18 protein-coding genes are annotated in these 22694 nt (G+C 66.4%); 8 read left to right on the forward strand and 10 right to left on the reverse strand.

Annotation, left to right across the window (positions count from 1 at the left end):
* Positions 1–9: 9 nt before the first annotated feature.
* The 5 genes from OEX18_10455 to OEX18_10475 form a co-directional block, all read right to left on the reverse strand.
* Entirely contained in the window at positions 10–2163 is a 2154-nt protein-coding gene (locus OEX18_10455) for a tetratricopeptide repeat protein (protein MDH4337678.1), read from the reverse strand.
* 22 nt (positions 2164–2185) lie between these two features.
* Positions 2186–2950: a Nif3-like dinuclear metal center hexameric protein gene (locus OEX18_10460; GenBank protein MDH4337679.1), complete on the reverse strand. Its 765-nt coding sequence runs from the start codon at positions 2948–2950 to the stop codon at positions 2186–2188.
* A 12-nt stretch (positions 2951–2962) separates the two neighbouring features.
* On the reverse strand, positions 2963–7408 hold the full coding sequence (locus tag OEX18_10465) for a sigma 54-interacting transcriptional regulator (protein MDH4337680.1): 4446 nt from the start codon (positions 7406–7408) through the stop codon (positions 2963–2965).
* Positions 7409–7534: 126 nt separating this feature from the next.
* Positions 7535–7894, reverse strand: coding sequence for a hypothetical protein (locus OEX18_10470; GenBank protein MDH4337681.1), 360 nt, complete (start codon positions 7892–7894; stop codon positions 7535–7537).
* The gene (locus OEX18_10475) at positions 7891–8358 is read right to left on the reverse strand and encodes a PTS sugar transporter subunit IIA (GenBank protein MDH4337682.1); all 468 of its coding nucleotides are present in this window, start codon (positions 8356–8358) and stop codon (positions 7891–7893) included. Before OEX18_10475 ends, OEX18_10470 begins: the two co-directional genes overlap by 4 nt.
* Before the next feature lie 143 nt (positions 8359–8501).
* Between OEX18_10475 and rsgA the strand changes: the two genes are divergently transcribed.
* Positions 8502–9425, forward strand: a complete 924-nt coding sequence (gene rsgA / locus OEX18_10480) for a ribosome small subunit-dependent GTPase A (protein ID MDH4337683.1) — start codon at positions 8502–8504, stop codon at positions 9423–9425.
* Between the two features lie 13 nt (positions 9426–9438).
* Positions 9439–10557 (forward strand): glycosyltransferase family 9 protein, encoded by a 1119-nt coding sequence (locus tag OEX18_10485; protein ID MDH4337684.1) that lies wholly within the window; start codon positions 9439–9441, stop codon positions 10555–10557.
* Here OEX18_10485 and OEX18_10490 read toward each other — a convergent pair.
* The 3 genes from OEX18_10490 to OEX18_10500 are packed head-to-tail and all read right to left on the reverse strand — an operon-like array spanning position 10535 to position 14532.
* Positions 10535–12379: a protein kinase gene (locus OEX18_10490; GenBank protein MDH4337685.1), complete on the reverse strand. Its 1845-nt coding sequence runs from the start codon at positions 12377–12379 to the stop codon at positions 10535–10537. The two genes, OEX18_10485 and OEX18_10490, sit on opposite strands and share 23 nt — an antisense overlap.
* A gap of 18 nt (positions 12380–12397) precedes the next feature.
* Positions 12398–13129, reverse strand: coding sequence for a metallophosphoesterase family protein (locus tag OEX18_10495; GenBank protein ID MDH4337686.1), 732 nt, complete (start codon positions 13127–13129; stop codon positions 12398–12400).
* A gap of 17 nt (positions 13130–13146) precedes the next feature.
* Positions 13147–14532: an FHA domain-containing protein gene (locus OEX18_10500; protein MDH4337687.1), complete on the reverse strand. Its 1386-nt coding sequence runs from the start codon at positions 14530–14532 to the stop codon at positions 13147–13149.
* Between the two features lie 433 nt (positions 14533–14965).
* Here OEX18_10500 and OEX18_10505 point away from each other — a divergent pair, with 433 nt between their 5' ends.
* Positions 14966–15205, forward strand: coding sequence for a cold shock domain-containing protein (locus tag OEX18_10505; protein ID MDH4337688.1), 240 nt, complete (start codon positions 14966–14968; stop codon positions 15203–15205).
* Between the two features lie 99 nt (positions 15206–15304).
* Here the strand turns inward: OEX18_10505 and OEX18_10510 are convergent, their stop codons facing one another.
* Positions 15305–16708: a tetratricopeptide repeat protein gene (locus tag OEX18_10510; GenBank protein MDH4337689.1), complete on the reverse strand. Its 1404-nt coding sequence runs from the start codon at positions 16706–16708 to the stop codon at positions 15305–15307.
* 136 nt (positions 16709–16844) lie between these two features.
* Entirely contained in the window at positions 16845–19259 is a 2415-nt protein-coding gene (locus OEX18_10515) for a tetratricopeptide repeat protein (GenBank protein ID MDH4337690.1), read from the reverse strand.
* Between the two features lie 244 nt (positions 19260–19503).
* Here OEX18_10515 and OEX18_10520 point away from each other — a divergent pair, with 244 nt between their 5' ends.
* The 5 genes from OEX18_10520 to OEX18_10540 are packed head-to-tail and all read left to right on the forward strand — an operon-like array spanning position 19504 to position 22688.
* Positions 19504–19998 (forward strand): 6-carboxytetrahydropterin synthase, encoded by a 495-nt coding sequence (locus OEX18_10520; GenBank protein MDH4337691.1) that lies wholly within the window; start codon positions 19504–19506, stop codon positions 19996–19998.
* A complete protein-coding gene (locus OEX18_10525) occupies positions 19995–20657 on the forward strand; it encodes a 7-cyano-7-deazaguanine synthase (GenBank protein MDH4337692.1) in 663 nt (220 codons plus the stop codon). Before OEX18_10520 ends, OEX18_10525 begins: the two co-directional genes overlap by 4 nt.
* Positions 20654–21205: a DUF366 family protein gene (locus OEX18_10530; GenBank protein ID MDH4337693.1), complete on the forward strand. Its 552-nt coding sequence runs from the start codon at positions 20654–20656 to the stop codon at positions 21203–21205. The genes OEX18_10525 and OEX18_10530 overlap by 4 nt, the downstream gene beginning before the upstream one ends.
* Positions 21205–22008, forward strand: a complete 804-nt coding sequence (locus OEX18_10535) for a 7-carboxy-7-deazaguanine synthase QueE (GenBank protein ID MDH4337694.1) — start codon at positions 21205–21207, stop codon at positions 22006–22008. The genes OEX18_10530 and OEX18_10535 overlap by 1 nt, the downstream gene beginning before the upstream one ends.
* Entirely contained in the window at positions 22005–22688 is a 684-nt protein-coding gene (locus OEX18_10540) for a site-2 protease family protein (GenBank protein ID MDH4337695.1), read from the forward strand. Before OEX18_10535 ends, OEX18_10540 begins: the two co-directional genes overlap by 4 nt.
* Positions 22689–22694: the final 6 nt, after the last annotated feature.

Genomic DNA, 22694 nt, shown 5'->3' on the forward strand with positions numbered 1-22694 from the left:
GGCCGTTTTTTATTGCCCGCCGGGTGCGCCGGGTTCCAGCGGGAGCCCCTGGTCCATGTATGCCTCCAGCAGGCGCGCCTTTTCCAGGAGGTCGGGGTCGCGCTCGTGCGAAAACAGAACGGTCAGGAACGCCTTTGCCTCCTCAAAGCGGCCCAGGCGCGCGTGGATGTACGCGGCGTAGTACGTCCCCAGCGAGTTGTCGGGGGCGTAGGCCACCACCTCCATGATGACACGGCGCGCCTCCTCGAACTGCTCCAGGTCCATGTAGACGTCCGCCAGGGCCAGGCGCGCGCGGGTGAACCGCGGTGCGCTGTTCACGCATGAGCGCAGCCTGCGCGCGGCGCCTTCCAGGTCGCCCCGGCCGCGCGCACTCACGCCGGCGGCATAGTTGTAGATCAGCATTTCGATGTTCTGCCTGAAGGTTTCCAGCCCGCCGCCGGATGCACGCAACAACGAGGGCTGGTACACGGGGGGATGGTCGGTGAGGAAGATCATTTCCGGGCCGGAGCTGACCCTGAAGAGGCGATAATGGTCGTTTTCGTACTGCAGCGTGAAGTGGCGCAGTGATTCCGGCGCAAAATGCATCTGGAAGGCGACGGCGTCCTGGGGGATCGACTCTACCGCCGCCAGGTAGCGCGGCGAATAGCGGCCGGAGTCGAGCAGAACGTCGATGGAGTAGACGACGTAGTCGATGTGCTGGTGCGCGCACGCCTGGTGCAGGGCCTCCTCGGTGCCGTAGAGCGCGCGCGTGAGCGCCACGTGCTTCTCCGCCGCCACCGCGCCGTTGCCGCCGGGCAGCAGCACCGACGACCGGCCGGTGAAGGTCAGCAGCAGCGCCGAGAGATCGTTGGGTGCAAGGACGGCATCGCGCACCGAGGTGCGCGACGAAATAAAGCGCACCAGCTCGCGGTCGGTGTTCTCCAGGCTCACCCACAGAAACGCATCCGGGTCGCGGTGCGCCACGTTGAGCGCGCGCGCGATCTGGAAGGAGACATCCGCGCCCTTCTCGCGCAGGACGACCCCGGCGAAGACGCAGTAGAAACCCAGCGCGAGCAACGGCGCCCGCACCCGCCAGTCGCGGCCCAGCGAGCGCACGCCGCCCGCCACCACTGGAATCATGGCCATCGCCGCCAAAGGAAGCGCGGCGCGGTCCACGAGCGAAATGAAGCCGGCTGCGGCGGCCACGCCGCACGCGACAACGAAGACGCGGCCGCGCGCTCTGCACTCCGCATTGATGGCCAGCGCGGCGGCGAACAGCAGCATGGGCAGGAACAGCTGGATGCACGCCTGCGGGGTGAGGGGCGCGTGATCCAGCGACCACACGTGGCGCATCCGGTCGGAGAGCATCGTGGCGGAAAGCGGGCGCTCGATCAGAAAGCGCGCCCGGGTGGCGACGTACCCGAGTGCCGGGAAGGACGCCCCCGAAGTGAGGTGGGGGAGTGTGAGCAGCGCCACCACGCAGGCGCCCACGTGCATGCCCACCATCAGCATGCGGTGGCGCAAGGGGAGCGGCCGCCACACCAGTATTCCGATCATCCACAGTGCCAGCAGCATGCCGGCCCCGTCCCAGACCGCCAGCAGGGCCCAGGAGGCCACCGCCGCCAGCACCGCGCCCGCCGCCCTGCCCACGGGTGTGCGCGACGTCAGTGCCCGCAACAGCAGCAAGGCGTGCACGCTTGCCACCAGCGCGGCGATGGTAGCGTGGGTGTATTCGCGGCCGTTACTGGCCGCTACCAGCGGGGGAAGGAATGCCACCAGCGATGCGGCCAGCAGGCCGCCGGCCTGGCAGTCCCACAGCCGGCGCGCGATACCGTACGCGGTGAACACGCACAGAGCGGAGAGAACGAGAACGAAGCGGCGCGTCACCGTGCGCGGATCGGCCTCGCTGAAGAAGTGTGCCGCGCGCATGGTCCAGCCCAGCACGAACTCGGAGCCCTGCGGCGCGATGCGCGCCGGCACGTAACCCGCCGGGTGGTTGGCCTTGGGGTCCGGTGCGCGCAGTGAGATTCCGTCCGCGACGCCCGCCGCGTGGCGGTGATTCATCGCGGACACGCCGTCGAAATAGGGGGAGTCGAGCCGGTTGGTGGTGGCCACGCGTGCCGCAATGGCCGCAATGAACAGACCGAGAAGTATGAAAAAGACGACGGCTTTGGGAAGTCTCATGAACCCGCCCTGGCGAGCGCGCCTAGAAACCGGTGGGCGCGGCTATGAACGTTCCCTCGACGCCGAAGCGCTTGCGCAGGTGTCCCTGCAGCGCGCGCAGCCCAACCGTCTCGGTGGCGTAGTGTCCCGCGAACACCAGGTTGATACCGGCCTCCCGGGCGGGGTGGAAGGCCGAGTGTGATGTCTCTCCGGTGAGCAGTGTATCACAACCCGCACGCGCCGCCTCTTCTGCCGCGGACGCGCCGGCCCCGGAGACGATCCCGACACGCTTGACCGACTCCGGCCCGAAGGCCAGCACGGTGGGTTCGGTTTCGAGGTGCTTGCCCACCGCGGCCACGAATTGCTCCCGCTTCTGGGCGCGTGTCAGTGCCGCAATCAGACCCACCTCCACGCCCCGGTAGGTCGCGAACGGACGCTCCACCCTGGCGCCCAACAGGCGCGCGAGCTCGGCGTTGTTTCCCACCTCGGGGTGACAGTCGAGCGGCAGGTGCGCCGCGTACAGGGAGACGTTGTTCCTGATCAGGGTGGAAACGCGGCGGTGCATGTTGCCCACGATCTGTTCGTGCTTTCCCCACCACAAGCCGTGGTGGACGATGAGCATGTCGGCCCTGGTGCGCGTGGCCGCCTTCATGCTCTGCACAGACGCATCCACCGCGTACGCGATGAGCCGCACCTGATCCGCCCCCTGCACCTGCAGGCCGTTGGGAGAGGCGTCTGGGATATCCGCGACACGCAGGTACTGGTCCAGGTAGGCGGCCAGTTCGTCGCGCGCGATGGTCCTGGGCATGAGGGATGTTCCTTACTTGAGGCGGTCGTACCCGCGCAGGCGCGTGTAAAGCGTGGGCTTGGCGATGCCGAGCAGGTTGGCCGCCTTGCTCTTGTTGTCGGTGTACTCGGCCATCTTGCTCGCAAGCAGTGCTTCCACCTGCGGCATGAGCGGATTGGCCTCCGAGTACCCGCCGCTCTCCACCATCTGGCGCGCCAGCTGTTCCAGTGACTGCCAGCGCGTCTTGCCGCCACCCGCCGCGCGGCGCAGGAAGTCCTCCGGCAGCGAAGTGGGTTCAACAATGTCATCGTCGCACAGCAGCACGATTTGTTCGAGAACGTTCTGCAACTCGCGCACGTTTCCCGGCCAGCGGTACTGCTGGAACAGCTTGATGGTCTCCGAGGCCAGCCGTTTCACCGTCTTGCCCTGCTGCTGGCAGCGCTTCTTCACGAACTCCTGCGCGATCAGCAGGATGTCGTCCTTGCGCTCCCGCAGCGGCGGCAGATCGATCTGGATGACCTTGAGCCGGTAATAGAGGTCCTCGCGAAACCGGTTCTCCTTGACCAGGCGTTCCAGGTCCTCGTTGCTCGCCGCGATGAGGCGCACGTCGGTGGTGATCTTCTGCGTTCCACCCAGGCGCATGAAGCTCTTGGTCTCCAGGTAGTGCAGCAGCTTGGCCTGGGTGTCCAGCGGCATCACGTTGACGTCGTCCAGAAACACGGTGCCGCCGTCGGCCACCTCGCAGCGGCCCAGCTTGCGTTGCGCCGCACCCGTGAACGCGCCCCGTTCGTGGCCGAAGAGCTCGCTCTCCAGCAGACTGGTGGGGATCTCCGCGCAGTGGATGGACTGAAACACATGACGCCGCCGCGGGCTGGTGTTGTGGATGGCGCGAGCGATCTCGGTCTTGCCGGTTCCGCTCTCGCCGAATATCAAGATGCCGGTATCCATGTCCTTGATCTTGTCGATTACGCGAAAGACCTTCTTCATGGATTCGTCGCGGCCGATGAGCTTCTGGAAGCGGTCCACGTCGGCCGCCGGCGTGCCCAGGCGGTCCAGGTCGCGCTCGAAACGTTGCTCGGCGCTGGAGCGTTCGTCCAGGTGCAGGCTCAGGCGCAGCCCCCCCGCCACGTGGCGTCCGATGGAGGTGATGAAGTCCACGTCTTCCTTGCCGGCCGGCACCGCGGCGGGCGGGACGTTGAGCACCGCGCAGCCCAGCTCCTTGCCCATGGATTTCATCGGCACGATCACCAGCCGCAGGCCCGAATCCGGTTTCGGCCCGCGCGCGAGGATGTCCTTGATCTCGGGCGAATCGCAGTGAACCACCATGCCGAGCTGCAGCGCGCGCGCCAGCACGGCCTGCATGATGGGATCAGCAATGGGCTCTTCTTCGCCGGATTCGTTGATCCCAATGAAACCGTCCTCGTTGCGCAGCGCCAGCGTGCACTGGGTTGCGCCCAGCAGGGTCTGGAACACGTCGATGGCGCGGCGGAAGAACGCGACCTTGTCGTCGGCGTAGTCGGAAAGGGACGACAGCTCGTTGAACGCGTACATCATCTTCTGCGACGCGGTGCCCGAGACCGCCGCCGGCAGCGGGTTTTCGCGCAGCGCCTGCTGCAGGGTCACGATCTCCTCGGGGATCTCGTGGCCCAGTTGTGACTTCATGAGGTCCTGGGCGCGGTCGAGGCAGCGCTTGGCGTCAAGGGTGTTCTGGTTGCCGGCGTGCGCGATGCCCGCCTTGGCCAGGCACGCCGACGCCGGGCGCAACTTGGACAGCGTGGCGTAGAGGGTGGCCGCCTTCTCGAAATGGTCCACCGCGGCGGCGGGGTCGCCTTCGGAGACGTGCAGATCCCCGTAGATCTCCTCGGCCTGCGCCTGCTCGTAGCGCGAACCGATGCGCGCGGCCAGCCGCGCGGCCTCGTCGATGGCGGTGCGCGCGTCGTCCGCGCGGCCCTTGCGGATGTAGAGCTTGGCCAGGCGCTTCTGCGCCCCCATCTCCTCGTTCACGGTGGACAGCCGGCGCGCGTTCTCCAGCGAGTCGCGGTAGTAGCGTTCGGCGTCGTCCAGGCGCCCGCGCGCAAACACGATGTCGCCGAGCGTGTTCAGATTTTCCGCGATCAGTTGCGCCAGGCCGAGTTCGGAACTGATGCGCAGACTCTCGCGGCAGCGGCGCTCCGCCTCGTCGAAGTTGTGCACCTCCAGGTGCAGGAAGGCCAGATTCAAGTAGCCGCCGGCGATGCCCGCCTCGTTGTTCTGCCGGCTCTTGATGCCGATGCTCCGGTCCAGGTAGCTGAGCGCCTTGTCGTACTCGCCCTTGGACTGGTAGGCCAGCGCCAGGTTGTTGTAGGAACCGGCCAGCGCGTTGAGATCCTTCTCGCGCTCGCGCAGGAACGAACTCTGTTCGTAGTAGGAGATGGCTTCGTCGTAGCGGCTGGTGTTGAAGGAGATGACGCCCATCAGGTTGAGCGCCTGCGCCACCACCAGCGGGTGCTCGTTGGGATTGAGCGTGTTGATGGCGAACTTGCACGCGTCCACGCAACTCGAGTAGTCACCCAGCCGGTACTGGAACCACCCGATGTCGTTGAGCAGTTGCGCCTGTTCGGCCAGGTTCAGGTAGGGCGCCAGATCCTCGCGGGTGTCCTCGAGCAACTCGAGTGCTTCGCGCAGCTGTCCCCGCGCCGCCCACGCGTCCGCCAGCAGCCGCATGGCTTCGCTGGCCAGCGGGGCGTTGGCGCGCACGTCGTCTGCGCCGGCACGCAAACCGCGTGCGCGCAGCAGCAACGCCTCGGCTTCCTTCTGCTTGCCCTGTGCGAGCAGGTCGTCGCCGACGCGCACCAGCAGCGCCATGCGATCGCCGTAGGCGAGGTCGCGATCGAGTCCGCATACGATGACATCGTTGACGATACTGTCCAGGAAGGGTGCCCGTTGCGGCCTCATGGACTCGCGCACGAACGCGGCCGCGCGTGTGGCCGCCTCGCGGCCCTCGCCGGCCTGGAGGAGGTGCTGGTAGGTAAACATGGGTGGCAGGTAGCCACGTTCCTCCGCAATGCGGGCGATGGTCCGGTGCAGGTTGCGCCGCCTCGACTCGGGAATATGATCCCGTATCAGCCGCCTCAACGACGCGCTGGGGACCGACACCAGCAGGGCCGCGGAGCCGGTGGCGGCCAGGCGGCGCGATTCCATCGCAATCAGGTCGGCGCCCGCCAGGGCGAAGAGGTGGCGGTGCACCGCGAGGTCGGTGCCGGGATAAACCGACAGCACCACGTCGATCGGCAACGGACACCCGGCCACGGCGATCAACTCGATCACCTGGCGCGCGTCGGGGTCGAGGATCTCGAGCGATGGGCCCGGACGTTCGGACTGTGCCGCGCGCGGCAGCGCCACCGTGCACACGCCGTGCGGGCTGCGCGAGCGCAGGAGTGCCATGAACGCGCTGGGCCGGTCGTCGGACCGGGTGGCGATGACCACACCGGAGCCGGGGCGGCGTTCCAGTTCGGACACCAGTTCGAGGATGTGCGCGTGCAGCAGTGGCCGCTCGTCCGCGTCGTCGACCATCCAGACCGTGCCGCGCGCCGCTTCGCGCGCGCCGCCCTTCTTGCGCGATGCGGCAGGGATCTCCCATTCGTCCAGCCACTGCACGTCGAAGCCCGAGCGCCGCGCGTGCGCCGCAAAGCGTTCCAGCACGGCGGAGCGGCCGCTGCCTGCGGCCCCGGCGATCTCCACCGGCCTGGCGTCGGCAACCGCGCGCAGCGCGTTCTCCACGTCGAACGGGACCGCCGGCCGCCCGGCGGGCGTGGTGCGGTGCGTAGTGTCCGCGGCGGTGCCGTTGAGCACGGCGTGCACGTCGCCGGCCCGTGCCACCGCGCCCGCTTCGATGGCCGCAGCCACGGCGCGGAGCCGTTCGGCCAGCGCGGGGGAGGCGCGGCGCGAAAGCAAGTCTGCCACGCGGGCCAGCGCGCGCAGGTGCGCCGCGTCCGGTCCGGGTGGTGTCGTGCCGTCGCCGTCCGGGAGGTTCGCAATGGCGTCGGGCGGGAACGCATAGGCCGCCGGGAAGACCACCAGGCGGTTGCTCTCATCCACGCCCAGCAGGCCGGCGTCGAGATGGGCGGCGCGGAACGCGTGCGCGTCGAATCGCTCCAGTGTGTCGATCAGGGAGAGAAACGCCGATTCGATATCGGTGTCGGACCAGTTGACGCTGTCAATGGGTCCGACGAACGGGGTGAGGATCTCGGCGCGGCCGTCTCCGGTGGCGATATCCAGCGCGGGGAGGCACGTGTCGGGGGCGATGGCGGTCGCGGCTTCGCAACGAAACCCCAGCACGTCGGCGTCGACCCGGCCCGTGGGGTCCATCGCCGCCGAGCAGACCAGGAAGCGGCGCTCACTGACCAGATCGACGTACTCGGCCACCCGCCAGACGCCCGCGGCCCGCTCGGCCCCCACGGGCTCGAGGTTGCGGCGAAAGGTTCGGACCGAGGATTCCATCGACGCTCCTGCCGCCGGTCAGGGGAAACCGCCAGCAAAATGGGCAAGAAACAGTACGTTTCCGAAAAAGAGTAAAAATATTTTACCAGATTGCCGTCGAAAAGCAAGGGCGGCGGGGCGGGGGAACTAGGTGAAGTAGAGGATCCGGCCGCAGTTCTCGCAGGCGACCACGGCGTTCTTTTCGTAGCGGAAGGAGGTGGGAACCTTGGCGAAACAGCCGGTGCACAGTTCGCCCACCACCGGCACCACGCTGCGCTCGAAGTTCTTGGAGACGCGCTGGTAGCGGTTGAGCAGCTGGGGTTTGACCGCGGCCGCGATCTCGTCGCGGGCCTTCTTCAACTCGACGATGCCGTCCAGGGGAAACCCCATCTCCTGGAACTTGGCGGAGGTCTTGGCGTCCTCCGCTTCCTTGATCATGTGGTCGATGTCCTGCAGCGCGACCAGCAGGCGTGCCTGGTCCTGTTTCTTTGCGGGAATCTCGCTCACGAACCCTGCCCTTCGACGATGGTCTTGAGTTCCTCGACGCTGGTCACGGCCATGATGCGCTCGCGTGACGCGTCATCCTTGATGAGGTCGACCACCCGGCCCAGGACCTGGAGGTAGAGATTGTCACGATCCTGCGGGGGGGCGATGATCAGGAAGAATACGTGGGTCGGCTTCTTGTCGATGGAGTCGAAATCCACGCCGGCCACCGAGCGCCCGAAGGCGATGGAGAGATCCCGCACCGCCAGCGTGCGGCCGTGGGGAAACGCGACGCCTTTGCCGATGGCCGTGCTGCCCAGGCTCTCGCGGTTGAGCAGCATCTCGAGAATCAGATCGCGGTCGCGGATTTCACGGTCGGCGCACACCGCTTCGACCAGTTCAGCCAGCGCGTCGCGCTTGGCGGTTGCCTTCAGGTCGAAGATGCAGAGAGGTTCGCGGAAGTATGAAGCGAGCTCTTGAGCCGTCATCAACGGTGTAGCCATTTTCGGGCGTCGATGTCTGCGCACGCCAAGGTAAGTGTAATGAACTCTTGGAAACTAGCAGATTCGCGGATTATGCTCAACACCAATTCTCCCGGGTCTCGCATTCCTCCTTCAAGAGTGAAGCCATCATGAACGCTGGAACCGAAAACGGCCTCGTCATCCGGGTGACCGGCGGGGATGTCTGGGTCCGGATCGGGCCCCGGGTGGTGCCCTGCACGCTGCGGGGGCGCTTTCGGGTGAAGGACCGGGATCTGCGCGTGGTGGCGGGCGATCGCGTGCTGGTCCGCCGCGAGGCCACCGGCAGTGCGGCCCTGGAGGAGGTCCTGCCGCGCTCGTCGTGGCTGTCCCGCCACGCCGAACGGGGCCGCGGCAGCCGGATGATCGTGGCCAACGTGGAGTACCTGTTCGTGGTGACGTCTCTGGGGGAGCCCCCGCCGCACCCGGAGTTCATCAATCGTGTCCTGGCGGCCGCGGAGTGGGGCCACGCCCCCGCGGTGGTGGTCCTCAACAAGATCGACACCGGCGGACCCGGCGAGGCGGCCGCATTCCGGGTGGCCTACGAGAAGGCCGGCTACGAGGTGGTCGAGACCTGCGCCACCCGCGGCGGGGGTGTGGAGACGCTGGAGGCGCGGCTCGGCGAGGGCGTCTACGCCTTCGTGGGCGAATCGGGCGTGGGCAAGAGTTCGCTCCTGAACCGCCTGGACCCCGGTCTCGACCTCGACGTGGGCGAAGTGGGCGAGCGCACCGGCCGCGGCCGCCACACCACGGCGTACTCGCAGCTGTTTCCCTTCCGCGGGGGATTCCTGGCCGACACGCCTGGCATGCAGACCTTCCGCTTCCCGGGCGACGACCCGGGCGAGGTGGCGGACTGTTTTCCGGAGATCGCGCGCGTTGAGGACCGCTGCCGCTTCAATCCGTGCAGCCACACCCACGAGCCGGGTTGCGCGGTGAAGGCGGCCCTGGAGGCCGGCGAAATCGACGCCACCCGCTACGCGAGTTACGAGGAGATCGTGCGCGACCTCAAGGAACGCGCGGCCAACAAGCAGTGGTGAGCGCATGGGACGCGTGAAGACACTCGAACGCAGGGGCAAACGCGCCCTCATGGCCGGGGTGGGGAAGGTGCTGCGCGCGCGCCCCACCACGGCGAAGGAATTCCGGGCGATGGACTTCCGGCGCATCCTCGTCATCCGCCAGCACAACCAGATGGGCGACATGCTGCTGGCGGTGCCAGCACTGCGCGCCATCCGCGAGAGCTATCCGGGAGCCTACGTCGCGGTGGTGTCGTCGAACCTGAACCGCGGCGTGCTGGCCAACAGCCCCTTCGCCGACGAGGTCTTCACCTACGAGAAGAAGAACCCGCTCGGCTCGCCGGGGCTGATCCGCCGCCTGCGCGCGCGGCGCTTCGATTTGGCCATCGTGCTGCACACGGTGTCGTTCTCGTTCACCAGCATCGCGCTGGCGGTGCTCTCGGGTGCGCGCGTGCGCATCGGTTCCACCTCGGCGCGCATCGGCGACACGCTCACCGGCAGCTGGCTCAACATCACCCTGCCGCTGCCCACGGACGACGAGCTCGCGACGATGAACGAGGCGGAGCACAATCTCTATCCTCTCAGGGTGGTGGGGATCACGACGAATGACATCGCCCCGCTGATCATGCCCGCGCCCGAGAACGAGCGCTGGGCGGAAGAGATGGCAAAGAGCTGCTGGCGCGAGGGGACAACGCGGCTCGCGGTGCACCCGGGTGCGGGCAAGACTGAGAACATCTGGCCACCCGAACGCTGGGCCGCGGTGGTGGACACACTGGCGCGCGGGCGCGCGCTGAGCATGGCGGTCATCGAAGGGCCGGCGGATGCCGCGTCGGTGAAGGTGTTTCAGGCCGCGTGCGGTGTGCAGGGAACCGTCATCCGTGGCCGGCCCATCCTGGACGCAGCCGCACTCATGCGCCGCGCGGACCTGGTGCTGTGCAACGACACCGGTGTCATGCACGTGGCCGCCGCCGCGCGCGCGCGCGTGCTGGCGGTGTTCGGTCCCACCGACCCCTTCCGCTGGGCGCCGCGCTGCCCCGGCCTCGAGATCGTGCGCTCCCCGGGGGGAAAACTGCTGTCGCTGGAAGCGGATGAGGTAGCCGCGCGCGCGGCCCGTGTGCTGGACGGGAAGCCGGCTAGTAGCGCGGACTCAGGGTGATGCGCAGCGGCAGGGTGGCGTTGGCTTCCACGGTCACATCCGACGACCACGTGAAGTGGTTGTCCTTGCGGATCATGAGGGTGTGCTTGCCGGCGGTGACTTCGATGGGGCGCATGATGGGCGTGATGCCGATGAGCGCGCCGTCCACGTAGAACTCCGCGCCCTCGTTGGTGGCGAGGCTGATGATCCCCTTGAGCTTCTGTAGAATTACCGTGCGCTGCGAGGTTTCGCCCGCAATGATGCGCAACGACTCCGAGTAGGGCGCGTAGCTCTCGCCGCGGCATTCGATGGTGTGCATGCCCGCGTTCAGGGTGAGCCGCAGGCGGGGATTGGCCAGGCCGCGGTAGACGCCGTTCACGTACACCTGCGCGGACGGTTCCGCATTCACCACCAGGTAGCCCTCGCGGAACCGCTCCGGTTCCTCGGTCTGCGTCTTCGCCGGCTTCGGTTCCGGCGCCGTCTCCACCGGCTTCTGTTCTTCCACCGGCGCGGGCGTCTCTTCGGCCTGCGCGGCCTTCACATTCGGGTCCACCCAGGGCATGGCCGGCGCGGCATTGGAGTGTTTGGTCGGCGCCGGGGTCTCGTCGACGGTCGTCGTGGCGGATGCATCGTCGATGGGCGGCCGCGTCGCGGTGGTGTCCGGCGCGGGCCGTGCGGCCGCGTCGACGATGCCCGTGCGCACCGTATCCGGCGCGGCGAATACGTCGGTCCACTCGTCACCCATCGTTGACTGCTGCACGGCCCCTGGGGAAAACTTGAGCGAGTCGAGCCCCGGAATCGTTCCCGGGCCGAAGAAGAAGTAACCCGCCGCCGCACAGACCGCCACCGCCACCAGCCCTATCGTGGTCCACGGGGGACGGCGCGTTTTCTTTCGCGCCATGGCCGAGCTGGGCGATTTGCGCATGTTGATGCTGTTGGGTGTCATTGCGGTCGGTGACACGGGAATCATGCGCGTATCCGTGTTTCTTTCCAGCAGCACGGGTACGGCCGACAGCGCGCGGTTCAGCCCTTCGAGCCCCAGCACCTGTTCGATGGCCTCGCGGAATTCGCGCGCGGACTGGAAGCGCTCCTCGCGGTTGCGCGCCAGCGCGCGCGCCACGATTTCCTCCACCGCCTCCGGAACCGCGGAGTTGACGTCGCGGATGCCGGGGATCTCCTTGTTGATGATGTTCTGGATGACCCCCATGTAGTTCTCGCTCGCGAAGGGCTGTTTTCCGGTGAGGAGTTCGTACAGCACCGTTCCCAGCGAGAAGAGGTCGCTGCGCTGGTCGACGCTCTCGCCGAAGGCCTGCTCCGGCGACATGTACAGCGGCGTTCCCAGAATGGAATCCACGGCGGTGTTGACCGAACTGCCCTGGATGAGCTTCGCCAGCCCGAAATCCGCAATCTTCACCGCGCCGCCCCTGGTGAGCATGACGTTGCCGGGCTTGATGTCGCGGTGCACGATGCCCTTGGCGTGGGCGTGCTCCAGGCCGCGGCAGATCTGGTGGACCAGGGCGAGGGCGATCTCGTGGTTGATGGGGCGCCAGCGCTCGAGCACTTCGCGCACGCTCTCGCCCTCCACGAACTCCATCACCATCTGGTAGCAGTCGTCTTCGACGCCGAAGTCGATGACGCGTACGATGTTCTCCTGGTCGAGCGATGCGGCCGCCTTGGCCTCCAGAACAAAGCGGCGCGTGAAGTTTTCGTCGGTGGTCAGGTGCTGGTGCAGGCGTTTGATGGCCACCACCCGGTCCAGCGAGACCTGGATGGCCTTGTACAGCACGGCCGTGCCGCCGGACGCAACCGTTTGGATGATCCTGTAGTTCTTGCTGTCGTTCACCGCACGGCCCCCTGCAGACTACCTCGCCAGCACCAGGCGCTCCGCCAGATACGACGGAAGCCCGTTGGACAGAATCTTCCCCTGCGACTTGGAGACGTCGTAGGGAACCCGCAGGAACTCCAGCGAGCCCGCCTCTTCGTCGAGAACCACCAGGCACGCGTCCGGGTTGGAGTCGCGCGGTTGCCCCACGGATCCCACGTTGACGAAGTAGCGGCAGTTGTCCTGAATCTCGATGCGCATGTCGCGCACCACTTCCATGCGGCCGTGGAGCTTGTTCATGGCCACCAGCACCGGCAGGTGCGTGTGTCCCACGAAGCAGAAGCGCTGGCCGATGCTTCCGAACACCTCGGCCACGTCCTCCAGGGTGCGGATGTACATGAACTTGATGGGGTCGATGGGCGACGCGTGCGTGTAGCAATAGTCGCCGTCGATGTACTGCAGCGGCAGGTTGGAGAGCAGCTCCCGGTCCTCTGCGGTCAGCTGTTCGCGCGTCCAGTCGATGGACTCGCGCGCGATGGTATTGAATTCGTCGGTGGAAATGGTGCCCGCGACCGCCAGGTCGTGGTTACCGGCCAGCATCAGGTTGGCCTTGTCGCCGGCCAGCTCGATGCACGGCTCCGGATCGGCGCCGTAGCCGACGAAGTCGCCGAGGCACATGAGCTGGTACGGCTCGAAGCGCCGCGCGGCTTCCAGGACGGCCTGCAGAGCTTCGAGGTTTCCGTGGATGTCAGACAGCAAGACGTAGCGCATTCGGTGCCTCCACCGCTCTACTCGTGAAAGACGAAAGACTCACTGGCGATCTGGATCTCGTCGTTGTCCTTGAGCTCGACTTCCTTGACGGCCTTGCCGCTCACCTTGACCGAGCGCAGACCACCCAGGCGGCGCAGCACCACGCGGCCGTTTTCGCGCGTGATCTCCACGTGCCGCGAGGCCACGAACAGCCCGTTCACGCGCACGTCGGAGTCCACGTCGCGGCCGATGGTGACCGCCTCGTCGGCAATCTCCACCACGCGGTCGCCGTAGTCGGTGTGGATGACCAGGCGCGGGCTGCCGGCGCCGGCCGGACGGGCTGGTGCCGGGGTGGCGGGCGCTTCCTGCGTCTTCTGCGACAGGTGCGCCTGCTGCGCCGCGGTGCGGCTGATGATCATGGTCTGGTCGAAACCGGCAATTGTCTCCGGCTCGGGGACGGCGTGGCCGCTGGACACGCGAAACACGATGGTGTGCTTGCCGATGGAGATCTCGTCGCCGTCCTGCAGGGTCTTCTCGGGCGTGCGCTCGCCGTTGACCACGGTGCCGTTGAGGCTCTCGCAGTCCTTCACCGAGTAGGCGCCCTTGTTCTCCTCGATCACCGCGTGCAGGCGGGATACGCCCAGGTTATCGATGACAATGTCGTTGTCCGGGGTGCGTCCGATGCGCAGGCGCGGGCGATCGATCTCCCAGCGGCCGATCTCGCGATCCTTGAAGCGCAGGATCGCCACCGGCGGCTTGGAGAGAAACACGTCCGAGTAGCGCCCGTTGAAGGTGTCGGGCAGGTTCTTGGCGTCCGGCGCGTAGGACACCAGGAAGTCCTCGAACAGACTCACGTTCATGGGACGGTCGGCGGCGTTGGAGTATACCTTGATCAGGAACTCCTCGCGGAAGGAAGGCTCGCGCGGTGTCGCCGCACACTGCTCCCAGCAGAAGGCCGCGCTCTTGCCCTTCTCGTAACGGAGCAGGGCGAAGAAGTCCTCCCGCGTGGCGGCCACGATGCAGCTCTTGCCCTCCTTCTCGATGCGGTCGAGAAGCTGGTCCAGGTCGACGAGTGATGTCATGACCCGTAGCGCGGGCTTCTTCTGCGAGACCACCAGCACCGAGTGGACGATCTTGGTGTTGAGTTCGTACCAGGTGGCGCGCGGAAAGCTCATGTTGGTGGCGCCCAGCAGGAAGTCGCGGATGGACGTCGACGTGAACTGCCCGCCGGTCAACTCCGCGGCCGCGTATATCTGCCGCTCGCGTACGAACAGAAAGCGCTGGCTGATGCTGTCATAGATCTCGAGCGCCGTCGGTTTCGCCGTGCTGGCGTCGATGGTGGCACGAATGAGATCGTTGAGAGTCGCCCGCGTGACTTCGCCGCTCTCGCCTATTTGCTTCGTGTGCGGAATCGTGATTTTCAAGAGGGACCTTCCTCTTCGGACGATCGGGAAACGCCTTGTCAGCCAACGAGAAAGGGCAAATTCCATGCCACGCCGCGCCGCATTCCGAATGGTGACTTGCGGGTCGAAAGGGCCTCCCGGCGCGCCCGTTGCCGTGCCCGCGCTGGCGCCGGCCGGCCGTGCTCGCGGAATGCAACGGCGTGCGCGCGCGCGGAAGTGCTTCCCGTTGCTTCCCTTTGGTTTCCAATAGTGGGGGAATGTGGCGTCCGCAGGCCCACAAGGCCGTCCTGTCTCTTGACGCGCCTCCGGCTACCGTGCTATAATCGCCGAGTCCTCACGCCAAGGATTACTAACGTGTTTGCATCCAGGTCTTAATCGGCATCCAGGGGAATCCACCGGGCACTCAGTTGCGCGGTGGGTTTTTGTTTTTGAAAGGGGGACCCGAAGCTTGCGGATAACTGGTAAAGTAAAGTGGTTCAACGAAAACAAGGGTTACGGTTTCATTCTCGGTGACAACGGGAAGGACATCTTCGTTCACTACTCTGAGATTCGTGAGGACGGCTACCGCACGCTTGCGGAGGGGGAAGTCGTCGAGTACGAGCTGATGGATAGTCCGAAGGGTCCACAGGCGAAGGGCGTCCTGCGCAGTCAGAAGCGCGGAGAGGACGCGACGCCGAGCGTCGAGGCCGCCTAGTTCTACAGATCGTTGTTCTGCTAGGACGCGGATCCCCGTATCAGCGACACGTCGCTGCTACGGGGATCTTGCATTTCAGGCCCCGCGTACCGCGGGGTATCAGCCGAGGTTCTTGAGGCTCCGCTGGGCGGTCTCGTTGGCGGGGTCGAGTTCGATTGCCTTCTCCCACGCCTTGCGCGCCTCCTTGCGGTCACCCAGCTTGAAGTACGCGTTGCCGAGGTTGGTATAGGCCGAGCTGTTGTTCGAGCTGCGGGCCAGGGCCTCGTTGTACATTTCGATGGCGTGGTCGTATTCGCCCTGCTTGTAGAACACGTAGCCCAGGTTGTTGTAGGCCGCGTGCAGCTCGGGGTTGAGCTTGATCGCCTTGGAGAAGGCGTCGGCCGCGGGGCGCGACTCTCCCAGTTCCGTGTACACCAGACCCAGGTTGTTGTAGCACTCCGCAAAGGTGTCGTCGCGGTTGACCGCTTCCAGGAACTGGTCGCGGGCCAGCGTCAAGTCCCCGTTGTGAAAGCTGGTCACACCGAGGTTGTTGAACTTCATGGCTTCGCGGCGGCGCGACTGTGCGGCCGGATCGTCGGCCTTCTTCTTGTTGGAAGCCTTGACGACGTCCATCAGTTCGGCCCAGTTGCGCTCCAGGCGGTCGAGGTTGCTGTTGGTGCGTGAGACGTTCGCGTCCACGGTGTCGATCTTGCTCGTCATCTTGTCGAAGGACTCGATGCGGCTGGCGACGCTGTCCACGCGGGTGGCGATGCCCTCGATGGCCTTCATGTTGGACGCCACCTTTTCGAACTTGTCGAGGCGCTCGGCCAGCGACTGCCACGTGTTCTTGATCTCCTTGAGGTTGTCCTCGAAGGACATCACCAGGTCGGAGACGGTGGTGGTCATGCTGTCGAAGCCATCGTTACGCGCGTCGATGGTGTCCTTGATCTCGGCCACGCCGTCGCGGATGGTGTTCATGCGCTCGTCACGGCTGTCCTCTTCGTCCATGAAGGCGATGATGCGCTTCTCGACGTCGGAGATGAACTTCGCGTAGGCGTCGCTCTGACGCTTCTCGCTCTCGCCGAAGCCGGAGATCAACTCGGTGACGCTCTTGGTCTGGAACTTCCAGAACTTGTCCAGCTCGCGGGCCACCGTCTCCGCGCTGTTGTCCTTCTTGTTCTTCTCGTTCTTGTCCTTGTCGCTGCGCGCGTTCAGCTCGTTGATGGCCTTGGACTGGGCGCTGACGCTCTCCAGGATCGTGTCGAAGGTGCACTCGCCGTCACGGGCGCGGTAGAAGCGGCAGGTCTCGCGCAGGCAGTAGAGGTGCGACGAGGTCTTGGGCTCTGATTTCGCCCTGGTGGCCGAACGGCCGGGTTTGCGCTCGGTCTTGACGCCGACGCTTCCTTCTCCTTCGTCGTAGCCGAGTTCGACCACCTCACCGGTGGAACGCGGTGACGGCGAATCGATCTCGAGAACGTTGCTGTCGGCACCCAGCATGTGCGACATGAACGGGCAGATCTTCATGATAGTGCTCCTTGAACCCCACAGGACGAAATAGTCGGCGAATATTGGAGCGTCGTCGCGAGTCGCGATGACGTCGCATGATTTCCGGAAATTCCTAGCATAGTCCGTGCCGGGGATGTGCCCGGGCGGACGCGGATCAGTCGAGCGAACTCGTCTTCTGGAGCGCGGGCGTCTGGCGGCTCTGCTCGCTCAGGTGTTGCTCGAAGTTCGTGCGCGCCAGGCGGGCATATTCTTCCCGGTCCGGGAACGCTTCGACCAGCCGGGTGAGCGTTTCCTGGGCGGCGGCAAAATCGTGAATGGCCCGCTGGCAGGCGGCGAGCCGGAACCACAGGCGGCGTTTCTGGTCGTCGGAAAGCCCCGGCGTGTCGAGGCCCGCCAGTATTTTCATGGCCGGCAGCGGGCGGCTGCTCATGATCAGGTGCTCGGCCTCGAAGTAGCTGCGGGAAAAAGATTCCGCGTCGTTCTTTGCTTCGTACTTGAGCAGTTCCTGCAGTGCATCCACCCGTCCCTCCGCCACCGCGGTCTCCATGAGTGCAATCACGCGTGCGCCGTCCAGGCACCCGTTGCGGAATTGGGCGAACTGCGCCTCGAACGTGGCCGGAACCACGCTTTCCGGCTCGACTTCGGGCACCGCCACCGGTTCGGGCGCCGCTTTCGGTTCTGGCGCTGCGGGAGGTTTCGGCGCGGTCTTCGTTTCCGGTTTCGCGGGCGGCGCAGCGGCCGTCTTCGCCTTTGGCGCGGGCGCGGGCTTCGGTGCCGGTTCCTCCGCCTGCGGTGCGGCGTCTTCCGCGTCCACGTGGAAGAACGCGGCAGCGCCGGTTTCGTAGAGCTTCTGTCCGACGTTGACGACGTGCTCCTCGGTGATCACCGGTGTCTTCTCCTCCGCGATCACGGGTTTCTTCTTCTCGGCGACCGCCGGCGCCTCGTCCTTCTTCATGGCGGACAGGCGCGGCCGCATCATGGCCGGTCCCGAGTTGAGTTCGAAGCCGTCGGTGTCCGCCGGCGCGGCGGTTTCGGCCGACGCTTCCGGTTCCGCGGGCTGGCGCGGCGCGGGGGCGCCGTCGTCGTCGAAGGAAATCTCGCGCGTTTCCACGAACGACTTCTTCTCCACCTTGCCGCGCATGTGCGCGGCGAAGTCCATGGGTTTGTCCTGCTCGGACGCGGACTTGGGCGCGCTGGGCGCACGCGGTGCGCTGGGTGTGCCGGGCGCGGTCCCGGGCATGCTGAACTCACGGTTGTCGAAGTTCTGAAAGCCGTCGTCGTCGATGTCGGTGGCGTCGCCGCCGGCTTCCACGTCCTTGGCGGCGTACTCGCGGTAGAGCGTCTCGATGGAATCGTGATCCTTGCGATGGCGATCCAGCAGGGCCAGCACCGCGGGTACCTCGAGCGGCGCCTTCACGCACACCGCGCGCAGAATTTCGGCGGCGCGCTCGTGTTTCTTGAGATCCAGCGCCAGCGTGGCGTGGAAGGTGAGCATCTCGACGGTGAGCGAGGCGTTCCTGGCCTTGGTCTCGAACCAGTCCAGCAGCGCCTCCCCGCAGTCGGCGCGCTGGTGGAGCGGACGCAGAATCTCGAGTGCAACGTTGCTCTGCTCCAGGGTGAGAGATGCGTCCAGCGCCAGCCACGTGCAGGCGTTGAGGCCCCTGGCGGGGTCGATGAACGGCTTGACCATCAGGATGACCTCGCGCCCCGCGTCCTTTTCCGCGGCGAGGTAGTCCCGCAGCACCTCCGCGGCGTCGTCGAGGTCGCCCTTGATCAGGTATACCTCGGCCAGAGCGCGTTCCACGCGCGCGCGCGCCTTGCTGGTCTCGCGCAGAATTCGCAGGCGGTCGACACACATGGTGGCCACCGGCTCTTCCAGGCGCGCGGCTTCGACGAAGCGGCCGATGGATTCCAGTTCCGCCCCGGAGGTGGCCTGCGCCACCGCGTGGGCAAAGCGCACCCGGCCGGACTTGGGATGCTTGTTCTCCAGGGAGGCGAGGAACGGCGTCAGGATGGCCTGCTCGACCGGTTTCCCGTCGAGAATCTGGACCAGCGCGGTCACCGCCTCCTTCATGTTGCCGATGCGGATCGACAGCAGCGCCGACATGAGTTCGTTGGTCACCAGTTCGCTGCTCAGCGAGTAGCCGCCGTGGCTGGCCGACTTGAGCGACTGCTTCTTGGTGCGCGTGCGCGAAAGCAGATCGCGCACGGTGTGGTCCGGGATCAGGTCCAGGTGATCGAGAGACGCCACCAGGTCGCGCAGCTTGATGGAGTTTTCCACCACGAAGCGCGCCAGCGCCGGGTCGTGTACCGCGGCGAGCCGGTCCTTGACAAACTGGGCGATGCGATCCTTTTCCTTGGGAAAGCGCTCCTGCAGCGTTTTCAAGAACTGGGTGGAGCGCGATACCTCGCCGCCCTCGAGGCATGCGTCGACGGCGTCGAGGTAGAGGTCCAGCTCGTCGGGGTAGGCAGCAATGGCCTGCTCCAGGCGCTTCACGGCCTTGGCGTGCTGGCCGCGCTTGCGCTCCTGGAGGGCCTTCTGCTGTGCGGATGCTGCTTTTTCGTTCATGGTATGTCGATCGGTCACGTGCCGTGCGCGGTTGGTCTAAGCGAATCGCATACCAGAGCCGGCCGCCGGGCCGCGATCGTGGGTCTATATCGCAATATATTGTCAGATATATGGATACGGCGACGGTCGCGCGACCGGGCTTCCGCCGGCCGCCACGGCGCCCGGCTGCAATTTGCACGCGACGGGTTCGGCGCCGTTGCGCCCGCGGCGCGCCTTCAAGTATTATTCCTTCAAACAGTTGCGAATGCCGGGCGGATCCGGTGGCAGCACCGCCCCCCGCCGGGCCATCATCTTATACCGGGTTGCTGAGCCGCCGTCGGGCCCCGCACACCACCTCGAACTCGACGTTTTCATTGTGAGTGGAGTATTCACCCTGTCCGTCCAGTGCCGGCTGGCGTCGTCGCACGTTCTGCCGGGATGCCCCCCGTGCGACCGGCTGCACGGCCACACCTGGACCGTGCGCGCCTTCTGGGAGTTCAACGGTCTCGACGAGCACGGGATGGGGGCGAACTTCCGCGATCTGAAGGCGCTGCTGGGGCGCGAAGTGCACGACAAGTTCGACCATCGCCACCTCAACGACATCGCCCCGTTCGACACGGTGCCGCCAACGGCGGAGAACCTGGCGCGGGAGGTATTTGCCATCCTGCGTGAGCGACCCGTGCCGGGGCCGCGCGGTCGGCTGGCCCGTGTGGAGGTCTGGGAAGGGCCCGAGGCGTGCGCGGCCTACGCCGAATCATGAACGCGAAGCCCAGCAGCGTTGCACTGGTGAGCGGCGGACTCGACTCGCTGGTTTCCCTGGCCCGCGCCACCACCGAGCGCGACGTGCGCCTGGTGCTGTTCCTCGACTACGGGCAGCGCTCCCGGGAGAGCGAGCGCGTCTCCGCCATGAGTGCGGCGGACTTCTACGGGATTCCCTTCGCAGACGTGGATATCCGCTGGCTGGAGTCGCTCTCACCCGCCGGCATGCGCGGTGGCGGCACGGGCGCAGGGGCGCTGCGTGAGCTCGACGAGGTGTGGGTTCCCAACCGCAACGGCGTGTTCATAAACATCGCTGCCTCGTACGCCGAGGCACGCGGGTTCGACACCATCGTCACCGGGTTCAACCGTGAGGAAGCCGCGGAGTTTCCGGATAACAGCGGCGAGTACGTGACACGCGTCAACGCGGCGCTGGCGCTGTCCACGCGCACCGGCGTGCGGGTGGAGAGTTTCACCGTGGACCTCGACAAGCGCGAGATCATCCGGCTCGGAATGCGGCTCAAGGCGCCACTGTCCATCGTGTGGAGTTGTTATCGCGGCGGAGAACGCATGTGCGGCGCGTGTGCGTCCTGCCTGCGCCTGCGGGCCGCGCTGGATTCGCTCTCCTCTGGGGAACGCCCCGTCATCGAGTTTGCCGCGTGACGTTCTCGTGGAGCATCCTCGACGGCCGCGTGCCGTACAGCGGGCTCGAGCTGCGCAGCGGCTGGGTGGGGGAGAACACCGGGCTCTCCGGTGACGCAGCCGCCGGCTTCGTGGGGCCGTGCCTGGTGCCCACCGAGCACCTGGTGGACCTGGACGACGTGCGCGCGGGGCACACCATCGTCGCGGCGTCGATGGCGCACGTGATCGCCGAGCACCCCGCGTGCCCGCTGGCGCTGGGCGTGGCGCGCCAGCGCCTGCTGGTGTGCATCCTGGAAGAGGTGGTGGGTCTGCGGAGGCTGCGTCGCGACGGCGACGATCTCTACCTCGAGGGCCGCAAGCTCACCGTTTCCATCGCGGCCCCCTATCCCGCCGGGAGCCTCATCCACCTGGGCATCAACGTGGACCCCACCGGCGCGCCGGTCCCGGCGGTGGGGCTGGAGGAACTCAAGCTGGACGCGGCGAGCGTTCTCGGTGAACTGCTGCAGCGCTACGCGCGCGAACTCGCCACCATGGCACACGCGGAGACCAAGGTAAAGACGGTGCGGTAGTGGAAACGAAGCAACCAGACACGAAGACACTCACCGGGCACCTCTCCGAGATGTTCTGTTCGCTGCAGGGCGAGGGGCTGTTCGTGGGGGAGCGGCAGGTTTTCGTGCGCACCGCCGGCTGCGTGGCCACCTGCTCGTGGTGCGACACGGTGTACAGCAAGGTGCAGACCCCGCGCTTCGTCACCCACCACGACGACGAAGCAAGGAAGCGCTGGCGTCCCAATCCGGTTGCGCTGGACGACGTGGTGGCGGACGTGACAACGTTTGCGCGCGGGCACGGGGTGACGAATGTGAGCATTACCGGCGGGGAACCGCTGGAACAGCCGGAGTTTGTTGCCGCGCTGGCGCGCGGGCTGCGCGCCGCAGGCCTGCGCATCCACCTGGAAACGGCGGGTCTGCACGGGGAGGCGTTGCGCAGGGTGATCGATCACGTGGACGTGGTTGCCATGGACGTGAAACTGCCGTCCGCCACCGGCATCAGGCACTGGGGCGACCACCGGGGTTTCCTGGAAACCATCCGCGAGCGCCGCAATCCCGCGCGGGTGGTCTTCGCCAAGGTGGTGGTGGATCTCAACGCCTCGCTGGCGGAGATCGAGCAGGCGGCGGAACTGGTGGCGGAGTTCGACCGGAGTATCGCCCTGATCATCCAGCCCGAGAGCGAAGCCTTGTTCGGGCGGAGCACCACGCGCGAGAGGACACGGGCCTTGCTCGCGCTCGTGGACGCCGGTGCCGGCGCTGCGGGCGCCCGTCTGGACACGGTTCGTGTCATACCCCAAACCCACAAGGTGCTGCACATCCGATGACACCCGATTTCCTGACCGGCGCGGTGAGCCTGGTGGTGTTCGTGTTCTCGGTGGTGGTGCACGAGAACGCGCACGGCATCGCCGCGGAGCACTTTGGGGATACCACCGCCCGCGACATGGGGCGCATCACCATGAATCCGCTGCCGCACCTGGATCCGGTGGGGAGCGTGCTGCTTCCAATTGCCGCGTTCATATCGGGGTTGCCGTTCCTGGGCTGGGCCAAGCCGGTGCCGGTGGATCCCGCCAACCTGCGCAACCCGGTGGTCCACAACGCCTACGTGGCGGCGGCCGGACCCGCGAGCAACTTCCTGCTGGCCTTTGCCGCGTCGCTCTTGTGGATCGTGGTGGGCGTGGCGTTCAAGTACGTGCCGGGGCTGGCCGAAAACGGACAGCGCTCGTTTCTCTTCTTCAATACCCTGTGCAACAGCATGATCACGCTCAACTGCGTGCTGGCGATCTTCAACCTGCTGCCCATTCCCCCGCTGGACGGGCACTGGATCATGATGCGCTACCTCCCTCCGGGGCCGCGCGAGGCGCTGCGCTCGGTGGGGCGCTGGGGCTTCTTCATCCTCATTGCGCTCTTGTGGACGGGCATGTTGTGGCGCATCATCGGGCCGCCGCTGGCGCTGGTGGTGGGCGGGTACCACTCTCTCGTGACAACCGCAATCAGGGCGTTCTGAAGTGCC

This window comes from Candidatus Krumholzibacteriia bacterium, from assembly GCA_029865265.1.
Taxonomy (GTDB): Bacteria; Krumholzibacteriota; Krumholzibacteriia; order WVZY01; family JAKEHA01; genus JAKEHA01.